The sequence below is a fragment of the Mesorhizobium sp. B2-1-8 genome (assembly GCF_006442545.2).
GTDB lineage: Bacteria > Pseudomonadota > Alphaproteobacteria > Rhizobiales > Rhizobiaceae > Mesorhizobium.
In genome coordinates this window covers 5,118,430-5,134,623 of sequence record NZ_CP083952.1, presented here as the reverse complement: position 1 = coordinate 5,134,623, position 16,194 = coordinate 5,118,430, and the positions used below count along the sequence as shown (strand labels likewise).

Annotated in this window: 13 protein-coding genes and 2 pseudogenes; 7 read left to right on the top strand and 8 right to left on the bottom strand. The window is 58.9% G+C overall.

All coding sequences use genetic code 11. From position 1 onward, the window contains the following. The first annotated feature begins 808 nt into the window (after window positions 1-808). Window positions 809-2,437 (top strand): glycosyltransferase family 2 protein, encoded by a 1,629-nt coding sequence (locus tag FJ970_RS25320; RefSeq protein ID WP_140765613.1) that lies wholly within the window; start codon window positions 809-811, stop codon window positions 2,435-2,437. A 42-nt stretch (window positions 2,438-2,479) separates the two neighbouring features. On the opposite strand, the gene FJ970_RS25315 is transcribed toward FJ970_RS25320, so the two are convergent. Next, the gene (locus FJ970_RS25315) at window positions 2,480-3,472 is read right to left on the bottom strand and encodes a polysaccharide deacetylase family protein (protein WP_181178838.1); all 993 of its coding nucleotides are present in this window, start codon (window positions 3,470-3,472) and stop codon (window positions 2,480-2,482) included. A gap of 4 nt (window positions 3,473-3,476) precedes the next feature. Continuing rightward, on the bottom strand, window positions 3,477-4,115 hold the full coding sequence (locus tag FJ970_RS25310) for a class I SAM-dependent methyltransferase (RefSeq protein ID WP_181178839.1): 639 nt from the start codon (window positions 4,113-4,115) through the stop codon (window positions 3,477-3,479). Between the two features lie 570 nt (window positions 4,116-4,685). On the opposite strand from FJ970_RS25310, the gene FJ970_RS33945 reads away from it, so the two are divergent. Further along, the gene (locus tag FJ970_RS33945; RefSeq protein WP_181178840.1) at window positions 4,686-5,675 is read left to right on the top strand and encodes a glycosyltransferase; all 990 of its coding nucleotides are present in this window, start codon (window positions 4,686-4,688) and stop codon (window positions 5,673-5,675) included. On the opposite strand, the gene FJ970_RS25300 is transcribed toward FJ970_RS33945, so the two are convergent. Beyond that, window positions 5,651-6,898: an ABC transporter ATP-binding protein gene (locus FJ970_RS25300; RefSeq protein WP_140765619.1), complete on the bottom strand. Its 1,248-nt coding sequence runs from the start codon at window positions 6,896-6,898 to the stop codon at window positions 5,651-5,653. The two genes, FJ970_RS33945 and FJ970_RS25300, sit on opposite strands and share 25 nt — an antisense overlap. 14 nt (window positions 6,899-6,912) lie before the next feature. Then, the gene (locus tag FJ970_RS25295; RefSeq protein WP_140765621.1) at window positions 6,913-7,665 is read right to left on the bottom strand and encodes an ABC transporter permease; all 753 of its coding nucleotides are present in this window, start codon (window positions 7,663-7,665) and stop codon (window positions 6,913-6,915) included. Window positions 7,666-8,458: 793 nt separating this feature from the next. Here FJ970_RS25295 and FJ970_RS25290 point away from each other — a divergent pair. Both FJ970_RS25290 and FJ970_RS25285 read left to right on the top strand, forming a co-directional pair. After that, window positions 8,459-8,698 carry a hypothetical protein gene (locus FJ970_RS25290; RefSeq protein ID WP_181178841.1) on the top strand — a complete coding sequence of 80 codons (240 nt, stop codon included), beginning with the start codon at window positions 8,459-8,461 and terminating at the stop codon, window positions 8,696-8,698. Window positions 8,699-9,234: 536 nt separating this feature from the next. Next, complete coding sequence (locus FJ970_RS25285) at window positions 9,235-9,408, top strand: hypothetical protein (protein ID WP_181178842.1); 174 nt, start codon at window positions 9,235-9,237, stop codon at window positions 9,406-9,408. Between the two features lie 281 nt (window positions 9,409-9,689). On the opposite strand, the gene FJ970_RS25280 is transcribed toward FJ970_RS25285, so the two are convergent. The 3 genes from FJ970_RS25280 to FJ970_RS25270 all read right to left on the bottom strand — a co-directional run bounded on the left by FJ970_RS25280 (window position 9,690) and on the right by FJ970_RS25270 (window position 11,732). After that, complete coding sequence (locus FJ970_RS25280) at window positions 9,690-10,154, bottom strand: hypothetical protein (RefSeq protein WP_140765623.1); 465 nt, start codon at window positions 10,152-10,154, stop codon at window positions 9,690-9,692. Window positions 10,155-10,329: 175 nt separating this feature from the next. Beyond that, window positions 10,330-10,818 (bottom strand): hypothetical protein, encoded by a 489-nt coding sequence (locus FJ970_RS25275; RefSeq protein WP_181178843.1) that lies wholly within the window; start codon window positions 10,816-10,818, stop codon window positions 10,330-10,332. A 59-nt stretch (window positions 10,819-10,877) separates the two neighbouring features. Next, window positions 10,878-11,732, bottom strand: coding sequence for a PRC-barrel domain-containing protein (locus FJ970_RS25270; RefSeq protein ID WP_140765625.1), 855 nt, complete (start codon window positions 11,730-11,732; stop codon window positions 10,878-10,880). Window positions 11,733-12,157: 425 nt separating this feature from the next. Here FJ970_RS25270 and FJ970_RS25265 point away from each other — a divergent pair. From FJ970_RS25265 to FJ970_RS25255, 3 genes and pseudogenes are all read left to right on the top strand, one after another. Beyond that, a pseudogene (locus FJ970_RS25265) lies at window positions 12,158-13,080 on the top strand (IS3 family transposase); the annotation flags it as partial. 279 nt (window positions 13,081-13,359) lie between these two features. Beyond that, a complete protein-coding gene (locus tag FJ970_RS25260) occupies window positions 13,360-14,463 on the top strand; it encodes a flavodoxin family protein (protein WP_140765627.1) in 1,104 nt (367 codons plus the stop codon). A 99-nt stretch (window positions 14,464-14,562) separates the two neighbouring features. Beyond that, complete coding sequence (locus tag FJ970_RS25255) at window positions 14,563-15,528, top strand: YihY/virulence factor BrkB family protein (protein WP_140765629.1); 966 nt, start codon at window positions 14,563-14,565, stop codon at window positions 15,526-15,528. A 273-nt stretch (window positions 15,529-15,801) separates the two neighbouring features. Here the strand turns inward: FJ970_RS25255 and FJ970_RS25250 are convergent. Further along, a pseudogene (locus FJ970_RS25250) lies at window positions 15,802-16,002 on the bottom strand (integrase core domain-containing protein); the annotation flags it as partial. Window positions 16,003-16,194 lie beyond the last annotated feature (192 nt).

Sequence of the window (16,194 nt, the reverse complement as noted above, 5' to 3'; positions counted from 1 at the left end):
CAGCCGGGAGAGATAAAACTTTCTGCAGCTGGCTCCACGCGGATTTGGACAATTGCTGTGGGCCCACCTCACTGGCGGCGAACCAGGCCCGGCCAAGTCTTGGGGGCCTGACCAGCAGCGTGGGAGCTGCCGCCCTTCGAACCAGTCTAAGAATAACGGGTTCCCGCACGGTGGCATGAAAAGCGGAGCCAGGAGCGCCAAGCGTTCGGCTCCCGCGCCTACCGGTTCGGACGATCCTCCGCGATGACGTTGTAGAGCAGACAGCAAGCCAACAACGAGACAACGCCGCCTAAGAGATCACTCGCCATCAAACCAGAAAAGTAGACGAATTCAAACGCTGACACGGTCGTCGCTCCACCTTGGAAATCTACAAAGCAGAACCGTTAGAAAGCTCTGATGTTCCGTGTATTCGCCGGGTGGACCCGCCTTGCCATGCTTAACGTGGCATTCGGGATAGGGGGCCGGGAGGAACTCCGGCATGGCCCGGCTGCCGTGGTCCCCCAAAGACCCCCTGCGGCAGCCGGGCCGCCCCTCAAGCGGAAGATTGAAGAGCCGTCACTGATCCCAATAAAAGGCACTTCGGCAATTGACAACGATGCAACGCCGTTGTTGGGAAAATGGCCGGATCGGCGCCGGCCAGGAACACTGTCTGCACCACCGCGTCAACGACGCGGCTAACCATCTGGTTGTTTAGGCTCGGTCGCCCTTAAATTCTGAAGCGATCGATTGACGGCGCACTCTCCCTACCGGGCCTGCTGAAGCAGGTCGTTGCTGCGGAAGCTGACGGTGTCGGCTGCCTTTTTCCATCTTGAACCGCCCCCAGAAAAAGTTAACATTCTACCGCCTGGTTGCCGCCGCGAAGGCGCGCACCATCCTGTTCGCGATCCTCGAAAGGTCACGAAGCACCTGGATGCCTTTGGACAGGACCACTATGCCGCAGGTTTCCATAGTCATCCCCGTCCACAATCAACCCATGCTAATCCTCGAAGCGGTGGCCTCACTTAAGGCGCAATCCGTCGCCGACTGGGAAGCCATTCTCGTTGACGATGGGTCTACCGATGAAACACCCGCCGTGCTTCAGAATCTCGCGTCCCAAGACGCCAGAATTTCGGTCTGGTTGCAGACGCAGCAAGGTGCTGCTTCGGCCAGAAACACGGGAGCGGCAAAAGCAAAGGCAGATTGGCTGCTTTTTCTCGACAGCGACGACTGGCTTGCTCCTAATGCCCTTGGCTCGCTATTGCGCGCTGCCGGCCAGGATGTGCACCTTGTGCACGCCTTAGGCCTTCGCGTGTGCGGGGACCACAGCCAGGATCCGTCGCAGGTGCACCTTCCCGGGGGCGACTTATTCCATCGCCTTGCATCAACGGCCACGTTTATGGTCCACGCATGCATTTTGAAAAACTCGACCTTTCACGAGCTTGGCGGTTTTGATGAAACGTTGATGGGCTGCGCAGACTGGGATCTCTGGCAACGTGTCATCCGGTCTGGCGCCCGCTCCAGGGGCGTTGAAGACTTCGTGGCCTTTTACCGACAAACAGAATCCTCGCTCAGTACCTTCTACGAGCAGGAGTTTCGAGATGGTCTCATCGTCATCGCCCGTGGGCACGGCCCCGATCCCCGAGTTCCCAGACCCCATCCCATGTATGCCGACGGCGTATCGCCTGCAGAGTTCCCCGCTGCGGCATATCGCTTTGCCAGTTGGCTGGCGGGTCTTGCAGTCGCACGCAAGCACTCAACTCAGGGCATCCTGAGGGGGATGCAAGCTCTTCCTGCCGAGCCCTTGTCAGCTTCTGATATCGCAGCGGCTTTGTTCGACGCCATTCCCATCGGATTAGGCGACTTCAGACCCAATTGGGAAGGCTGCTGGCCTACACTGAAACCTCACCTTCAAGAGTTCATACAGAGAATTGGCACGATTGCCCGCTGTGGGCCTTCTTTCGTGACCGAAGTGCTGGACCATACAGAACGTCTCGCCGCTACCGCTAATGCGTCCGACAGCATCGGCGTTGTTGGAAGTGTGGCCTCGCGGATTGTCCGAATTCCCGGGGCCATTCCGCAGATCGATCTTGGTCCAGATATCAGGTCTTTCATTGCCGTCGTTCGTTCCGATCGAGGCGATGTCGGACAGTTGGAAGTCCTCGTCGACCAGAGTTTCTCCAATGGCCGTGTTAGGGAGATGATCATCGATCGGTACTTGCGAGAAGTATTGTTTAATTACTTAAAAATATTTCCTTTTTCTATCATTTTTAGAACGGCTACTCATTTAGTCGTTCGGAAGGAACTTATCTCAGCTTTGGCTAGGCTTATACGAGAGCGCTCGGTGGGCCCTTTGCTCAAGAAGCAGATCTGCCAAGCTTTGGTGGCGCAGGCTTTCGTGCTTCCGATCGTCGAGACAGGCATGATCTCGCCCCGACTTGAAGGCCGGCTCACGAGCTGAACAATAACGCTGCGACCGCGCTGCCGAACATGGGCTTGTGCATCAATTTGCCCCGAGATGTCCAACAATGCTCTCGTTTGTCATCATGATCCGCGGCAGCACCAGAGGGAGGTCTGTGTTCGCCACAGTTCTGGGGTAGGCCGACACGGCGCAGACCAGCCCCGACTCTATTGCGCATTCGATGGTCAGGTCGGAATAGTCGCCATAGGGGTAGGCGAATGTGGGACATGGGCGGCACGACAGGTCCTCGCACGTCCGGCGACTTTGTTGGATCTCCTTCAGCTGGATGTGCCGATCCCACAATGGGAGAGAGACGTGGGTTTGTGTGTGACCTGAAATGTCCAAGCGCGACCTTCGCGAGAGCAATCGGGCTTCATCAATCGTCATAGGTCGGTGGCTGGTTCGAGGCGCCAAGTCACTGCCGACCTGGCGAGCGAGTGATTCGATTGCTTGGTATTGCACATCAAGTGAGACCGGCTTCAGAACTTCCCAAAGCTTGAGATAAGCGTGCTCGCGCGCAGTTCGAGGCGGCTCCTGCATGGCTCGCCACCCTCGGCCCAATTGGTAATCATCGGCGTGTTCACCCAGATCAACATGAGCCTCGCGACCGGCGACGACCATGGAGGCTGGTCCTGCTGCCCTAGGATCGAAGATAACCCGTTCGAGAGCATCGTTCCAGAACTCGTCGGTTTTGCCGAGCATGGACGTTGCCAGAAAGAACGTAGCTGGAAGACCGAGCGTTTCCAGGATAGGCGCCGCGATTAAGGCATTGCACGCGTAGCCGTCGTCGAAAGTAATGGCTGCAGCGTCAGGTGGAAGGCTTCCTTCAATGTGCCTCGATGCGAACTCTAGCAACGGCAGCACACGTCTCGTCTTTCCGAGGTCCAGGACCTGCTTCTCGAAATTGGTTGGCGAAACGGCGAGTTCCCAGGGATCCAAGTCCGTTGCCGCGATGCGATGGTACATCAGGATCACCGGCTTTAAGGCATGGCGACGCAAAACGCCCTGCAGCTTTGTCTTGAGCGTCCAAGCCATCCTATTAGCCCTTTGTGGCGCATATCCCGATGGTGACAGGAAAGTGATGGTCCCGCTCGTGCAGCATTTCTGGCTTGAGCTCTTCCGCGGCAATACCTTCGAGAAAGCATACCGCAGAGCAGACGTTCCCGTAGACAGCAATATGCGTCGAGTTCGCCCCAAAGACATCCGAGAACAATCGGCGAGCTGAAGCTTCCGTCAGCGACCAATACCACGTTTCATATTCCTGATGATGATCAATGGGCGTCAGGCCTGGCACCGTCACAAGTACGGTTCCGCCGCTCTTGAGGAGCCGGAACAGCGCAGAAACGGCCCCCTGCAGATCAAAGATGAGATGCAGGGTTTGGGTCAGTACGATCGCATCGAACTTATCGTTCCACTCTGCGCTCAGGTTCGTGAGGTCGCCGACGATCGTCGCTCGAGTGTTTTCAGGACGCAAGTCGACGATATCGCGCTGTGTCGTTTTCGGTCCTCCGAAGCGAGCCGTGTAATCGTCATCGACGACTTCAAGCGTTCTACCGTGGATACTTGACGCGTGTTCCGCCAGAAATCTCTCGATGTAGATCCGATCAATTGGTGTTCCGCGATCATACCCGAAATCTCGGCTGATCGGATCAGTCCGCCCGAAGTCGCCGAAGCGCACCTTTCCGACGCCAGGCGGCCCATATCTCATTAGCCGCCTCAATCGTCTCTTGACAATTTCTGGCAAGATGCGATGGGCAAACGTCCTGCATTTTGCGTAGCGAACTCCCCGGGCGCTCTCAGGCATCACATACCGTCGGGTCCTGCCAAGAGGTTTCACGCCTTGGCTTCGCGCTACTGGACTGCGGCTCTAAGCGGTGAGCGGCGTACCTTGGTCATCGACCTAGCTCCAAGATGTGCGAACTCGGCCGATCACGTTTCGACGTGATTTGAAACCGATGTTAGGAGTGTCAGTCGCGGGGCGCAAGACCGTCGTAACCTGGCGAGTGACCGCGCCTTAGGAAAATGGTACGCCCATAGGAAGGCCATGGAAATTCCCACTGTCATTTTGGCTATGCCATAGAGGCCGCCCTGGTCAATTTGCGATGCCGGGGATCAGGATGCAGGCGAGAGCGCGCGAAGCCTCTGTAAATGATACAACACCGATCGACACTCCATAGGGCCTGGGTAAGCTTGTCAGCAGCCCGTCGACAAGTCGCTTGCGCGGCAATTCCAATAGAAGGAGTTCATCTTGAGCGGTAAATTCAAAGTTAGCGTCGTTATTTGTACGTACAATAATTCGTCTGTTCTCGATCGAACTCTGGATCGTTTGGCGCGGCAATACTGCCGTGATCGATCTTGGGAAGTGCTCGTTGTTGACAACAATTGCACAGATGACACCCAGCTTGTTGTTGAGCGCCACAAGAACGCCAAGCGGATAGGACAGCTGAGTGTCGTGAGAGAACGCCAGCAGGGATTGACGCCTGCGCGCCAGCGCGGCGTCAGGGAAACGGCCGGTGAGTGGCTGGCCTTGGTCGACGATGACTGCCTGCTCGATGAAAGCTGGCTGGCGAACGCAATAGCTTTCGCTGATGCACATCCGCGGTGCGGAGCCTTCGGCGGGGTTGTCAGGCCCTACTGGGAGAACGGCGCCGAGCCGCTTCCCAAAGCCGTGGGCTGGACTTTGGCCTGCCAGGACCATGGGCTCGAAGCATGCCGGATTTGGGGGCTGGTCGGAGCCGGGATCGTCCTGCGCCGCGCCGCCCTCGATCAAACAGGCTGGATCGAAACGCCTTTTCTCGCTGACCGCATTGGGCGAAGGCTTGTTTCGGGGGGCGACACGGAGATCAGCCTTCGGATTTCAGCGTGCGGGTGGGATCTATGGTACACGCCCGATTGCGTAATTGATCACATTATCCCCGCCTTCCGGACCACGCCAAGTTACCTAAAACGGCTGGCGTTCGGCCTTGGCATCTCGCAGGTACTTGTGGACGCCTTGGTCTGCGAGAGAGGTTTTGCATCCTGCGTTGGGCAATACGTCCGCTCCGCGTTACGTCAGACGCTTCATGCCGCACACGCCGTGATACTCGATCGGATCAGCGGTCGCGATCGGCGGCCTTCATTCATCAATCTGTATTTCGCCCTAGGAATTTGGGCCGGCATCGGGCGACTAGCCTGCAATCGATCGCTGGTTGGCGCAATAAGTCGTTCTTCCCGTCAAGTTTCGACCTCGAACTTGTAGACGCAGGGGATTAGGCCTTCCGCGGGAAGAACCCTTCCATCAGGTCCGCCCGGCCTAAGGACCTCGACCCGGCAGGCGTGGTGGACGTGATCCAGGATGTCACCTGCAAGGTAGTCACCTGATCTTTGTCCCATCCAGAGTTCGAGGCCGTACGTTCCCGGCAGCAAATGCAACTGATCGATCGTGACAGTCACGCGGTTCTGGCCAGCGCGCAGCCGGCAGGCATTCCCCAGTAATGCTGTATCTGCATTGACGAGTTTCAGGCCCGAAAGGCTATTGATAACCACGGCAAGACTGTCCACGTCGATGTCGTCTTCAGCTTCAATGTCAAGCGTGCAACGGGCCGGCCCATCGGTGCAGATCTGACCCGACGAAGAAGGATTCCCACTATCGATGGAGATGCCGAGGAAGCGGGCTTTGCCATTGCCGGTCCGAGGTGCCGCGGTAACATCAATTCGATTGCTCGATCCCGCGAAGTCACCCGCCGAGGCGAGATAAGACGTCACGACCTCTCGCGTTTCGCCGAGGGCCTTCACTGATCCGGATTCGAGCCAAAGGCAGCGGGAACACAGCCGATTGACCGTATCCATGTTATGGCTCACCAGAAGCACCGTTCTCCCCCCCTTCGTAACGAGGCTTTCGATCTTGGACAGGGACTTGCGTTGGAAGCGCGAGTCCCCAACCGACAAGACCTCGTCGAGAATGAGAATATCCGGATCGAGGTGGACGGCCACCGCGAAGGCCAAGCGAACGAACATACCACTCGAATAGCGTTTTACAGGTACATCGAGAAAGCGCTCTATCTCAGCGAAGGCGACGATCTCCTCAAAGCGCCTGTCCAGTTCCGCCTTCGACATGCCGAGAATGGCGCCGCTCAGGTAGATATTGTCCCGTCCGGTAAGGTCCCCGTGAAAGCCGGCACCAACCTCGAGCAGGGCGCCCACGCGGCCGCGGATGCGGACTTCTCCCGCCGACGGATCTGTAATGCGCGAGAGAATCTTGAGGAGAGTTGACTTGCCTGCCCCGTTGAGGCCTATGAGGCCGACGACTTCGCCCGCCTCGATCGACAGCGACACGCCGCGAAGTGCCCAGTATTGCGTGCCCTGCGCCTCGGACGCTTCGCCCCGGCCAAGCCACGCTCCGACACTCTCACGCAGCGATGTCGGTCGAGGATGCAAATCGTACCGCTTGGACAGGTTCTTGATCTCGATCGCTGGATTCATGGGATCTGTCTCGGTCAGGCCAAATCGACCGCAGTGCGGGATGCTCTCTCGAAGGCGAGAAGCCCCACCAGAAACAGGCCTAAGCTGATCGCTACCGACACGGCCGACTGAATTGCCGATACAGCTGGGGTATTGAGTGCGAGCGACCTCATGTTCTCGACGATCACGGCAAGGGGGTTGAACCAGGGGAGCCAGCGAAGGTGAGCCGGGAGGCTAGACAACGGCACGAATACCAAGGAGGCGAACATGGCGATCAGGAGCACGTATTGCATGGCGTGGACGAGATCACGATAGCGTGCCGCAAGCGAGGCCACACAAAGGCCTGCCCCCAGCGTGAAAACGACGAGTTCGACGAATAGGACAGGAATGAGGATGATCCGCCAGGAGTGCGATGTCCACACCCCGCTGACGTGGTAAGTGATTAGAACAATTAAGAAAAGGCTAGTCTGAATGGCCAGTGCGACCAGGTTCGACAGACCCACGGCCAACGGAACTGAGCTGCGAGGAAAATAGACCTTCTGGAACAGGTCGGCGTTGTTGACGAATGTGGCCCCGACCGAGCCGAAGGTCTGGGAGAAATAAAACCAAGGCGCGAGGCTGCAGAGATTGAAGAGAAACGGCGGGACGCCTTCCGTCGCGACACCGGCACCGCCGTTTATAGCGACCGACAGGACGATTGCCATCACAATCGGCTGGATGGCGAACCAAAGGGGCCCTAGCATCGTCTGAGCGTATTTGGTGACGAGGTCGCGGCGTACGAGCAGCATGACAAGGTCCCGTGATTGCCACAATTCGCGCCAGTCGATCCACTCCCATCCTGCACGGACTCGAATGCGCGTTTCTCTCACGCTTAGGCCGCCTTACAGCGTGGCATCCGGTCACGCTCGGCGCGACAAGCCTGGTACGCCGACAGAACAGACTGTCCGATCAGCTCGATCACGTCCGCTGTTGCAGCCTGCCATCCGCCTTTAGGAACATAGATGTTACCGCTGCCCATATTCGGGAGTGAGCGGAAATCCTTGAACTCGTTATTCCAAAACAGAATCCCAATTCTTCCCATCAATGTCGGACCCGATGCCCGCACCATCCGAGGTTGGCAGCCTCCACTGGTCGTGCGTCCTAGCTTAGCCGAAAGCGACAATGGCCTTCTCAACCTCGTTGATAACCGACCGCTGGTGCGCCCTGGGCGGCGTTTCATCTGCGCGGCCATTGATTCCGCTCCAGCAAGAATCCGGCCGACTCCTGATCGGGGGCAGCGGAGCACAGTGAATTCATATATTTGTATCATACTCGCGAACTCTTGGAAATCTACGGTTTCGGCGCCGGCGAACGGGTTGCCTATCGTGAGGGGCAGGCCGCCAACATGGCCCCTGCGCGAGATCCAATTAGCCTAGTTTTTCTATCTTGACCAATATGAAAACAGGCAGAGCCCCTTTCCGACCAGTTTGCTGTCCCCACTCGTCATGCGCGTTTTCGCTCCCGCCCTGAACGAACAGAAGCGGTCTCGGCACGGCTGAATTTCCGGTTCTGTCGCGAACTGAATGGCAACCTGTTTCCGGCATGAGGACTCTCGATTTTCCGGGAGTTCTCGACGTTCAAGGGCCGCGGCCTCAGCGCATCTCCGCCTCCGACGACTTTCTCGTGGTTGGCGCCTATCCGCCGTCCGGCACCTATGACGAATGCACGACCCCCGCCGATCACGCCAAGGCGGTGGTGACGATCCCCAGGGTAGGTCGTCCGGGCAAGGACCCCGTCTATGGAAGCAAGGGCCCGCTGCTGGCGGCGTGGAAGAAAGACTGAGTTCGCCGAAGCCCAGGAGAGCAAAGCTCATTGGCGCAAGCCCTGCCTCCGCACGAATGCGCGGTGACGCAATAGTCGTCATGTCGGTGGAACGCTCTCGGCCGCCTCCATGCCAGACAGAGAGCTTCGGCCATGGTCCGGAGTGACCGGTTGCTTGCTTGACTGGCGAAGCCAATTGCTTCGCCGTTGGGCCGCCATGACCTCGCATACGGTCGAATGCCTGCGGCAGGGTAGTGGCGCTGCCATTCTTTTGCGGTCAATCTGAAGCGGAGGATGAGCGGAACGCGGCGCTTCCAAGTTGGTTGCTGCATTGCAGCATAAATTGCTGCACGTCCCGCCTATCGCCTAGGGAAAACCGAAACGCCCCATAGGGCTTCTTACAAGGGGACAGCGACAGGAGGAGGCTCTTATGATTCGTGGAGGCTGCTTGGCTTTTGGCGGTCCTGTTTTCTATCGGGTTTGTCGTGTTGGTTGCAGGCTTGGTGCGGGCTAGATGGAACCCGGCACTCGACCGCTTATTCCTAGGACATCCATGATTGCTGGACGTCAAAGGCGCCAAAATCGGGCAATTGCAGCGTCACAAGAGCAAGGAGGCCGGCACTGCCGCGCCTTTCGCCATCCCGCTGATCGGGCATCGGCTTCGCTGCAAAACCAGCGTTCACCATTGCCTGTCGAGATTACGGTTCGATCGTAATATTGCTGCCCCGTAGCTGCGCCCGACGTCTGCCCAGTTGGGGCAGCGAGCCTTTTTGGCGGGTCATCCTATGGACCGGGGGCGAGATGCCGATAAAACGCCATCGCATAGCGCGGTCGTCGTTCGCGCCCGCCTCGTCAATGCTCAGAGGCCGCGGACCGGCTCGATTGGCAAAAGGAAACGGGCGACGCTCGCCCGTTGTTGTCACGTAAGCGACGTCGAGGTCCAAAACACGTCGTCGTTCACGTGCTTGCACCTTGTCAGATCGCTGGCTAGTTCAGCGCCCTGAGGCGTCTTTTACTCCCTCGCATGGGTTAAAATGCGGAATACCGGCCAATGGGCAATCGCTTCGCGCAATTTGCTGAAAAGCTTGCCTTCTTTGTTGATGGCAGATCGAACTTGAACGGCAGCCCATCCGGCTTTCATCGCGCCGCCGACATGGCAATGGCAGACAACAGCGTGCAACTGCCAATCCGTAAGCTCGAAGAAGCGCTTCGCTTCGCCATACGTATCGTTCTTCAGCCCTTCAGCCCGCAAAGTTGGATCGGCGAAAGCGATGCTGAGCGCGGAGCCGAGGGACTGGGTTTTGTCGCGCACGTCCAAGGTCATGTATTCCGTCCCGGGGAAGGCGGCGAGGTACTGCTCGGGATTTCGCTCGAGCAGCATGGCCCAATGTTCCAAACGCTGGCGCCGCGTCATAGCCGGAAAGGATGCTTCGACCTCCGCGACCCCATGCAGTTCTGCAAGTGTCTGATGTTTCATGGCCGTCTCCTGTTGGCGAGGCGCTCCGTCTGCAACACAGGCCGAAACAGCCTCAATCGTCCCTATGCAGGCGAACCAGCATTCCGTCGGGAAGTTCCATTGGCGAGAAAATTTGACAGTGTGCCTGCTTCAATTTCCCGATGTCTCCGTGCCTTGCACCATCCCACGCAACGAGCTACTGCGATGCTTGGACCAGCCGCCGGAGCAACGGGTAATCCTTCAGGTCCTTGTAAGGGGTGAGATCTAACTCCCTTGGCACGCAGCGAAGCTGTTCCTCATCAATTGCTTTCTCATGCCCTTTAATGACGCTTTGGTAGTGCCGCCAAGTCAGGCCAGCCCCTCTGACCGCGTCTCTCTCGATGCGCGAAGCGATTTGATGGGCGTGCAGATAATGAAGCCGCAATTCGTCCAAGAGAGCTTTTTCAACAATTTCGTGGCACACCAAAAACGGCTCCAGCCGCACGTCCTTGGCTTTCCATCTGATGGTGCGCGGCAGATGTCGGTCGATGTAAATCGTAGCTGCATCCCTGCTGTACCCAGCGATGTAGGGAATATCGAATTCGTGGCTAACCTTAACTCGTCGATGAAGCGCAGAAACGACATCAGACAGAACGAGATCGCTGATATCTTCAGAGCAATGACGGACTTCGTCGGCTAATTTCAAGCCCGCTCCTACCCATAGACGGCCGAAGCGCCCGCCACAGGCGAGCGCTCCAGGTGTTTTTACTTGTTGACGATGATGCGCTGCTTGTCCCGGTTTTGTGCGTAAGTAGCCTTGTCGTAGGCAGTCTGCGCCTCCAACTGGTCCTTGGTGAAGTTCGTATAGAGGTAACGGTTGCCGTTTTTGTCGGTCATGAACTTGAGGTTCTCCATGCCGACCGCAACCTTCTTTTCGCCAATGCCCAGAAAGCCGCCTACATCAACGATTATCGAGTCGACCTTCTTATCACCGGTCAGGATAACGTCGCCGATCTCGCCGACCTTCGCATCATCTGCGCCATAGACGTTGGTTCCGATCAGATTTGCCGCGCTGATTTTGTCTGACGGCATTTGGGTCAAGGTCGACTTGTCGACCGAGGCCGTCGCAGTCCTGTCGGTTTTGGCAGTTGTCGCTTGGGTGTCCGCCGTGCCGTTGGCCGGCTGGGTCGTCGACGTTGCCGCGGTATCGTAAGCCTTCGTATCGAAATTGGGCTGAGCTTTAAGCTCATCCTTCGTCGTCTTCGCGACTAACCAGCGATCGCCCTTCTTGTTGACCCATTCAAGCTTATTGAAGTCGTAGGCGACATTTTTTTCGCCCACGCCAAGGAAACCGCCGACGCCAATGACCACGAGTTTGGCGTTCCCGTCCTTGTCCAGGACGATGTCATTAACATCACCGATCTTCGTCGCGTCATCAGCGCTGCTGTCATAGACCGCGGTTCCCATGATCTTGGAGACGAGTTTGCCATCAGTGACCGGAGCAACAACCTCTGTCTGGGTAGCGGGCTTGCTCGTGTTTGCGGCGTGTGCACCGGCGGTGCAGAGCGCCGTCGTAATGAGAGCGGCCGTCGCCACCGTAGCGAGTATCTTGCGGACCATTGTGAGATTCCTCCTGTTGTTGATAGACCGTCGGTTTCCGTCAACGTCATTTCAATCAACGTAAACAAAGGCCCTACGTTCCGGGGTCCATGGTCCTGCCGGCGTCGCCTGAGGGCGCATGCCGAACCTGTGCTACCTTGGGGACAGGGTCCGCGCGACTGTTTCCGAGGAGGGAGCGATGCCTAGGCCCGGTCGGCGGCATGCTTTCTGGACGGCTTTCGAGCGGCGCCGCCGAAACATGGCTCTCAAATTTGGATCCGAGGGCGACCCTGAATTGGCCCTGATGGTTAGTTAGCCAGCACTGTCTCCTGGCGGATAATATGCGCCTTTTTTGGCGTCTAGCTCATATCCGGAACGTCAGGACTGGCCTGCTGCCGGTTTCGTGGACACCGAGATAAGGTGTTTAACGGAACTGGAGAGTGGGAATGCAGGGAAGGAAATTCAGCCGCGAGTTCAAGCTTGAGGCGGTGAGATTGATAAAGGATCGGGGCGTTGCGGTGGCCCAAGCTGCCCGCGATTTCGATCTCCACGAGAATGTGCTGCGCAAATGAGTGCGCGAGCTGTCGACCGATCCACATCATGTCATGGGCAGATGAAGCCGGAGCAGCAGGAGATCGACCGGCTTCGCAAGGAAGTGGCGAAGCTGAAGGCGGAGCGTGACATCCTAAAAGAGGCCGCAGCCTACTTCGCGAGGGAAGTGACATGAGGTTCGCTTTCATCGCTAGGCACCGGAACATCTGGCCGGTGGCATGGCTGTGCAGTGCGCTGGATGTATCCCGGTCGGGCTTCTATGCCTGGCTCAACCGCAGCCCCAGCACTCGCTCCCGGCATAACGAGATCCTCGTTTCCCGGATTGACCGAAGCTTCAAAAGCAGCGATCGGACCTATGGTGCCCGCCTCATCTGGCACGACGTGCTGGCCAAGGTCTTTCCTGCGGTCTGCATCGTATCGAACGTCTGATGCAGGAGAACGGGCTGCGGGCCCGGCCTCGGCGCCGCGGACTGCCAAAGGATACCGGCGAGCGCTCGGCAGTGTCGGACAACCTCCTAGACCGCGCCTTCGAGGCATCGGAGCCGAACCAGAAATGGATCGCCGACTTCACCTACATCTGGACTGCGGAAGGTTGGCTCTACGTCGCCGCAGTGGTCGACCTGTTCTCGCGATGAAGGCCGAAATGACAGCACAACTCGTCACCGATGCGCTCATCATGGCGATCTGAATGGGGATCTGGAGGAGAGGCAAGCCCGACAGCCTGCTGCCTCATTCCGACCAGGGATCGCAATATACGAGCGAGCAGTTCCAGCGGCTGATGGCCGACCACGGCATCACCTGTTCGATGACCGGCAGCGACATGCCGGTGATCAAGCCGGGCGAGGTGCCACCGAAGACGTCGAAGTAAGCGGCCGGCGGGGACCGCCCCGGCCGGAACTCATCGCGCCCTGCCGGTTGGGTTTTGGGGGGCGGGTCACCACACCTCTGACCCGCGCGGCCTTTGGGCTCCCACGGCCCGATGCTTGCCGATCTCTACACACCGGGCGGGCCTTTTTCTCCACCGGAACCAACCGTCGCGCGCCGAATTGTCATTCGCGGGCCGCCCAGCCCGCTGCGTATTGGGCTTGGGTAGAAAATGGCAGAGCAGACGCGATCCGACAAAGCCGACATTGAACCGCGCAAAGGGATGCCCAGCCCGCGCCTCGGCGAGGCGGAATTCAAGCAGCGCTACAGGAAACTGTTCTACGATCCAGCCTTCGAGGGGGAGGCCGAATCCCTCGGTAGGTTGGCTGAGATCGCCTGGCAGGCCTATAGCGAGGAACGCAAGAGCCCCGTTACCCGTAAGGCCGGAGAGGGCTTCCATGATCCCGATTACGATCTGTCGGTCGAATGGATCGCCGCCCATGAGGCGGTCGAGGCAGCACAGCGGCGCCACGAAGACAAAGCCGCGCCCTCGCGCATCCTGATCATCAACGGCTCGTCGCGCAGCGAGCACACCTGCCCGGGCGAGATGTCGAAAAGCTTTCGGCTGGTCGAGCTGGCGCGCGATGCCATCGCGCAAAAGCCCCGCTTCTCGGTCGAGGTGCTTGACCTCTCGCGGCTGGCCTCCGAATACGGTCGCAAGATCTATCCCTGCAAGGCGTGCTTCTCGACGGCGGCGGCACTCTGCCACTGGCCGTGCTCCTGCTACCCGAACCATTCGCTCGGCCAGGTGCAGGACTGGATGAACGACATCTATCCGCTCTGGGTCGAGGCGCATGGCGTGATGATCGTGACGCCTGTCAACTGGTATCAAACCTCATCGCCGATCAAGCTGATGATGGACCGCCTCGTCTGCGCCGATGGCGGCAATCCCGACCCGACCCTGACGCAGGGCAAAGATGCTGCCCTTGCCAAGAAAGCTGAGCTTGCCGGTTGGGACTATCCGCGCCATCTCGCCGGCCGGCTTTTCTCGGTCGTCGTGCATGGCGACACGGAAGGCGCGGCAAACGTGCGGTACGCGCTTGCCGACTGGCTGCGTTCTATGAAGCTCGATCCGATCGGAGAGCTTGGCGAGCTCGACCGCTATATCGGTTACTGGAAGCCCTATGCGACCAGCCATGAAGAGCTCGACGCCGACAAGGCCGTCCAGGCCGAAGTGACGAACGCCGCTCTGGCGCTCGCCGAAGCGGTCGAGAAGCGCCGGGCAAGGGAGTTCCCTGCGATCGGCGCCGGTCTCGAGGATCCACGTCCGAAATAAGTGAGGAAAGATGCCGCGCTGGGTCGATGAAGTTGGACGATCCTGAAGGAAAGCGTCACCGGCTATATCAACGACAATGCGCTGAGCCATGGCGCGGCGATGGCCTTTTACGCCACCACCTCGCTGGCCCCGATCCTTCTGATCGTCGTGGCGATCGCCGGTATCGTCATCGGCAACGATGCCGCCCAGCTGGCGCTGTCGGCCGAGATATCCGGCGTCATGGGCCCGCAGAGCGCCGACCTTCTCAAGGCCACGATCGAAACCGCGTCGCACCGCTGGTCGGGCACTTTGGCCACCCTCATCGGGCTGGTGACGCTCTTCGTCACCGCGTCCGGCGTCTTCGGCGAGATGCAGCAGTCGCTCAATAAGATTTGGAAGGTGAAGCCCGACGGCGTGTCGCTGTCGCGGCTGGTGCGGGCGAGGGCGGCGAGTCTCGGTCTCGTGGCCGCGCTCGGGTTCCTGCTCCTGGTGTCGCTCGCGGCGAGCACGGCGATCGCCGCGCTCGGCGAGTTGATCAACCGCAGCCTGCCGTTCGGAGAATTCATCGTCAGCGCCATCAACACGGTCGTCTCCTTCGTGCTGATAGCGCTGCTCTTCGCCGCGATCTACAAAGTCCTGCCCGACCGCAGGCTCAAGTGGCGTGATGTCGCGATCGGAGCGGTGGTCACGGCGCTGCTGTTCACCATCGGCAAGTCGCTGATCCGCTGGTACATCGGCACCAGCGCCATCGCCACCTCCTATGGCGCGGCCGGCGCGCTGATGGTGGTGCTGGTCTGGGTCTATTATTCGGCGCAAATCTTCCTCTTCGGCGCCGAGATCACGCGCGCCTATTCGGTGCGCCGCGGCAGCCGGCGCGATCTTGCGCCGGTTGTGGCGGACGCAAACGAGCGGGCTGCGTCGCGCCACGCCAGGGCAGCGGCCAAACCCGAGGCGACAATTCCGGCTAACGCTGGCGGCACGGCGGCGCCTCGGCCAACGGCATTCGCCGGCGAGATCGGCGTATGGATTGTCATCTCCAGCCTGATCACGCTGCTGGTCACGCGGATATTGCGCCCAAAAAGCTGAAGTATCCATCGAGGTAGATCCCGCAAGAAATCAGCAGGCTTTCCCTCGATCTTCATCACTAAACCGTTGGAACGAAAGCCAGTTCTGCGAATTGGTATTTCGTCTCGAGAGCAACAGGAGATCACAACGTGAACAGCGCTAACGTATAGACGCGGACAAAACGGAGAGCACGTCAATCCCCCTCGCAACTGCGCCACAGCTCACCCGGGCTATTGTGACCTGAGACCCTTGTTCCCTCCATTTCAATGGAGGTCCGGCGCTTCGTTTCTGGCCTCATGCGGCCTGTTTTTCCAGCGCCATTTTTGTGGCGAATTCGATGGGCGTGATGTTGCCCAGGGCTGAGTGTGGTCTCTTGCGGTTGTAGTCCTCCTTCCATAGATCGATTGCTGCCCGCGCTTGCGTGAGGGTGGAGAACAGCGTTTCGTTCAAGCATTCGTCGCGAAATCGGCCGTTGAAACTCTCCACGAATCCGTTATCCGGCATGTTGTTCTCGGTGCCCATCGTTTGTTCGGTCGTCAGGTTTCGTTAAGCTTGGCGCATCCGGGCCACGGGGCACCGGGAGCACGCAAGTGCGGGCAGGCCGTCGTATGCAGATGAACTGCGAGTTCGAGCACGTTATCTGGCCGCCCCTACGACTCGCCCGGATGCGCTGCGAGCGCGGATCCG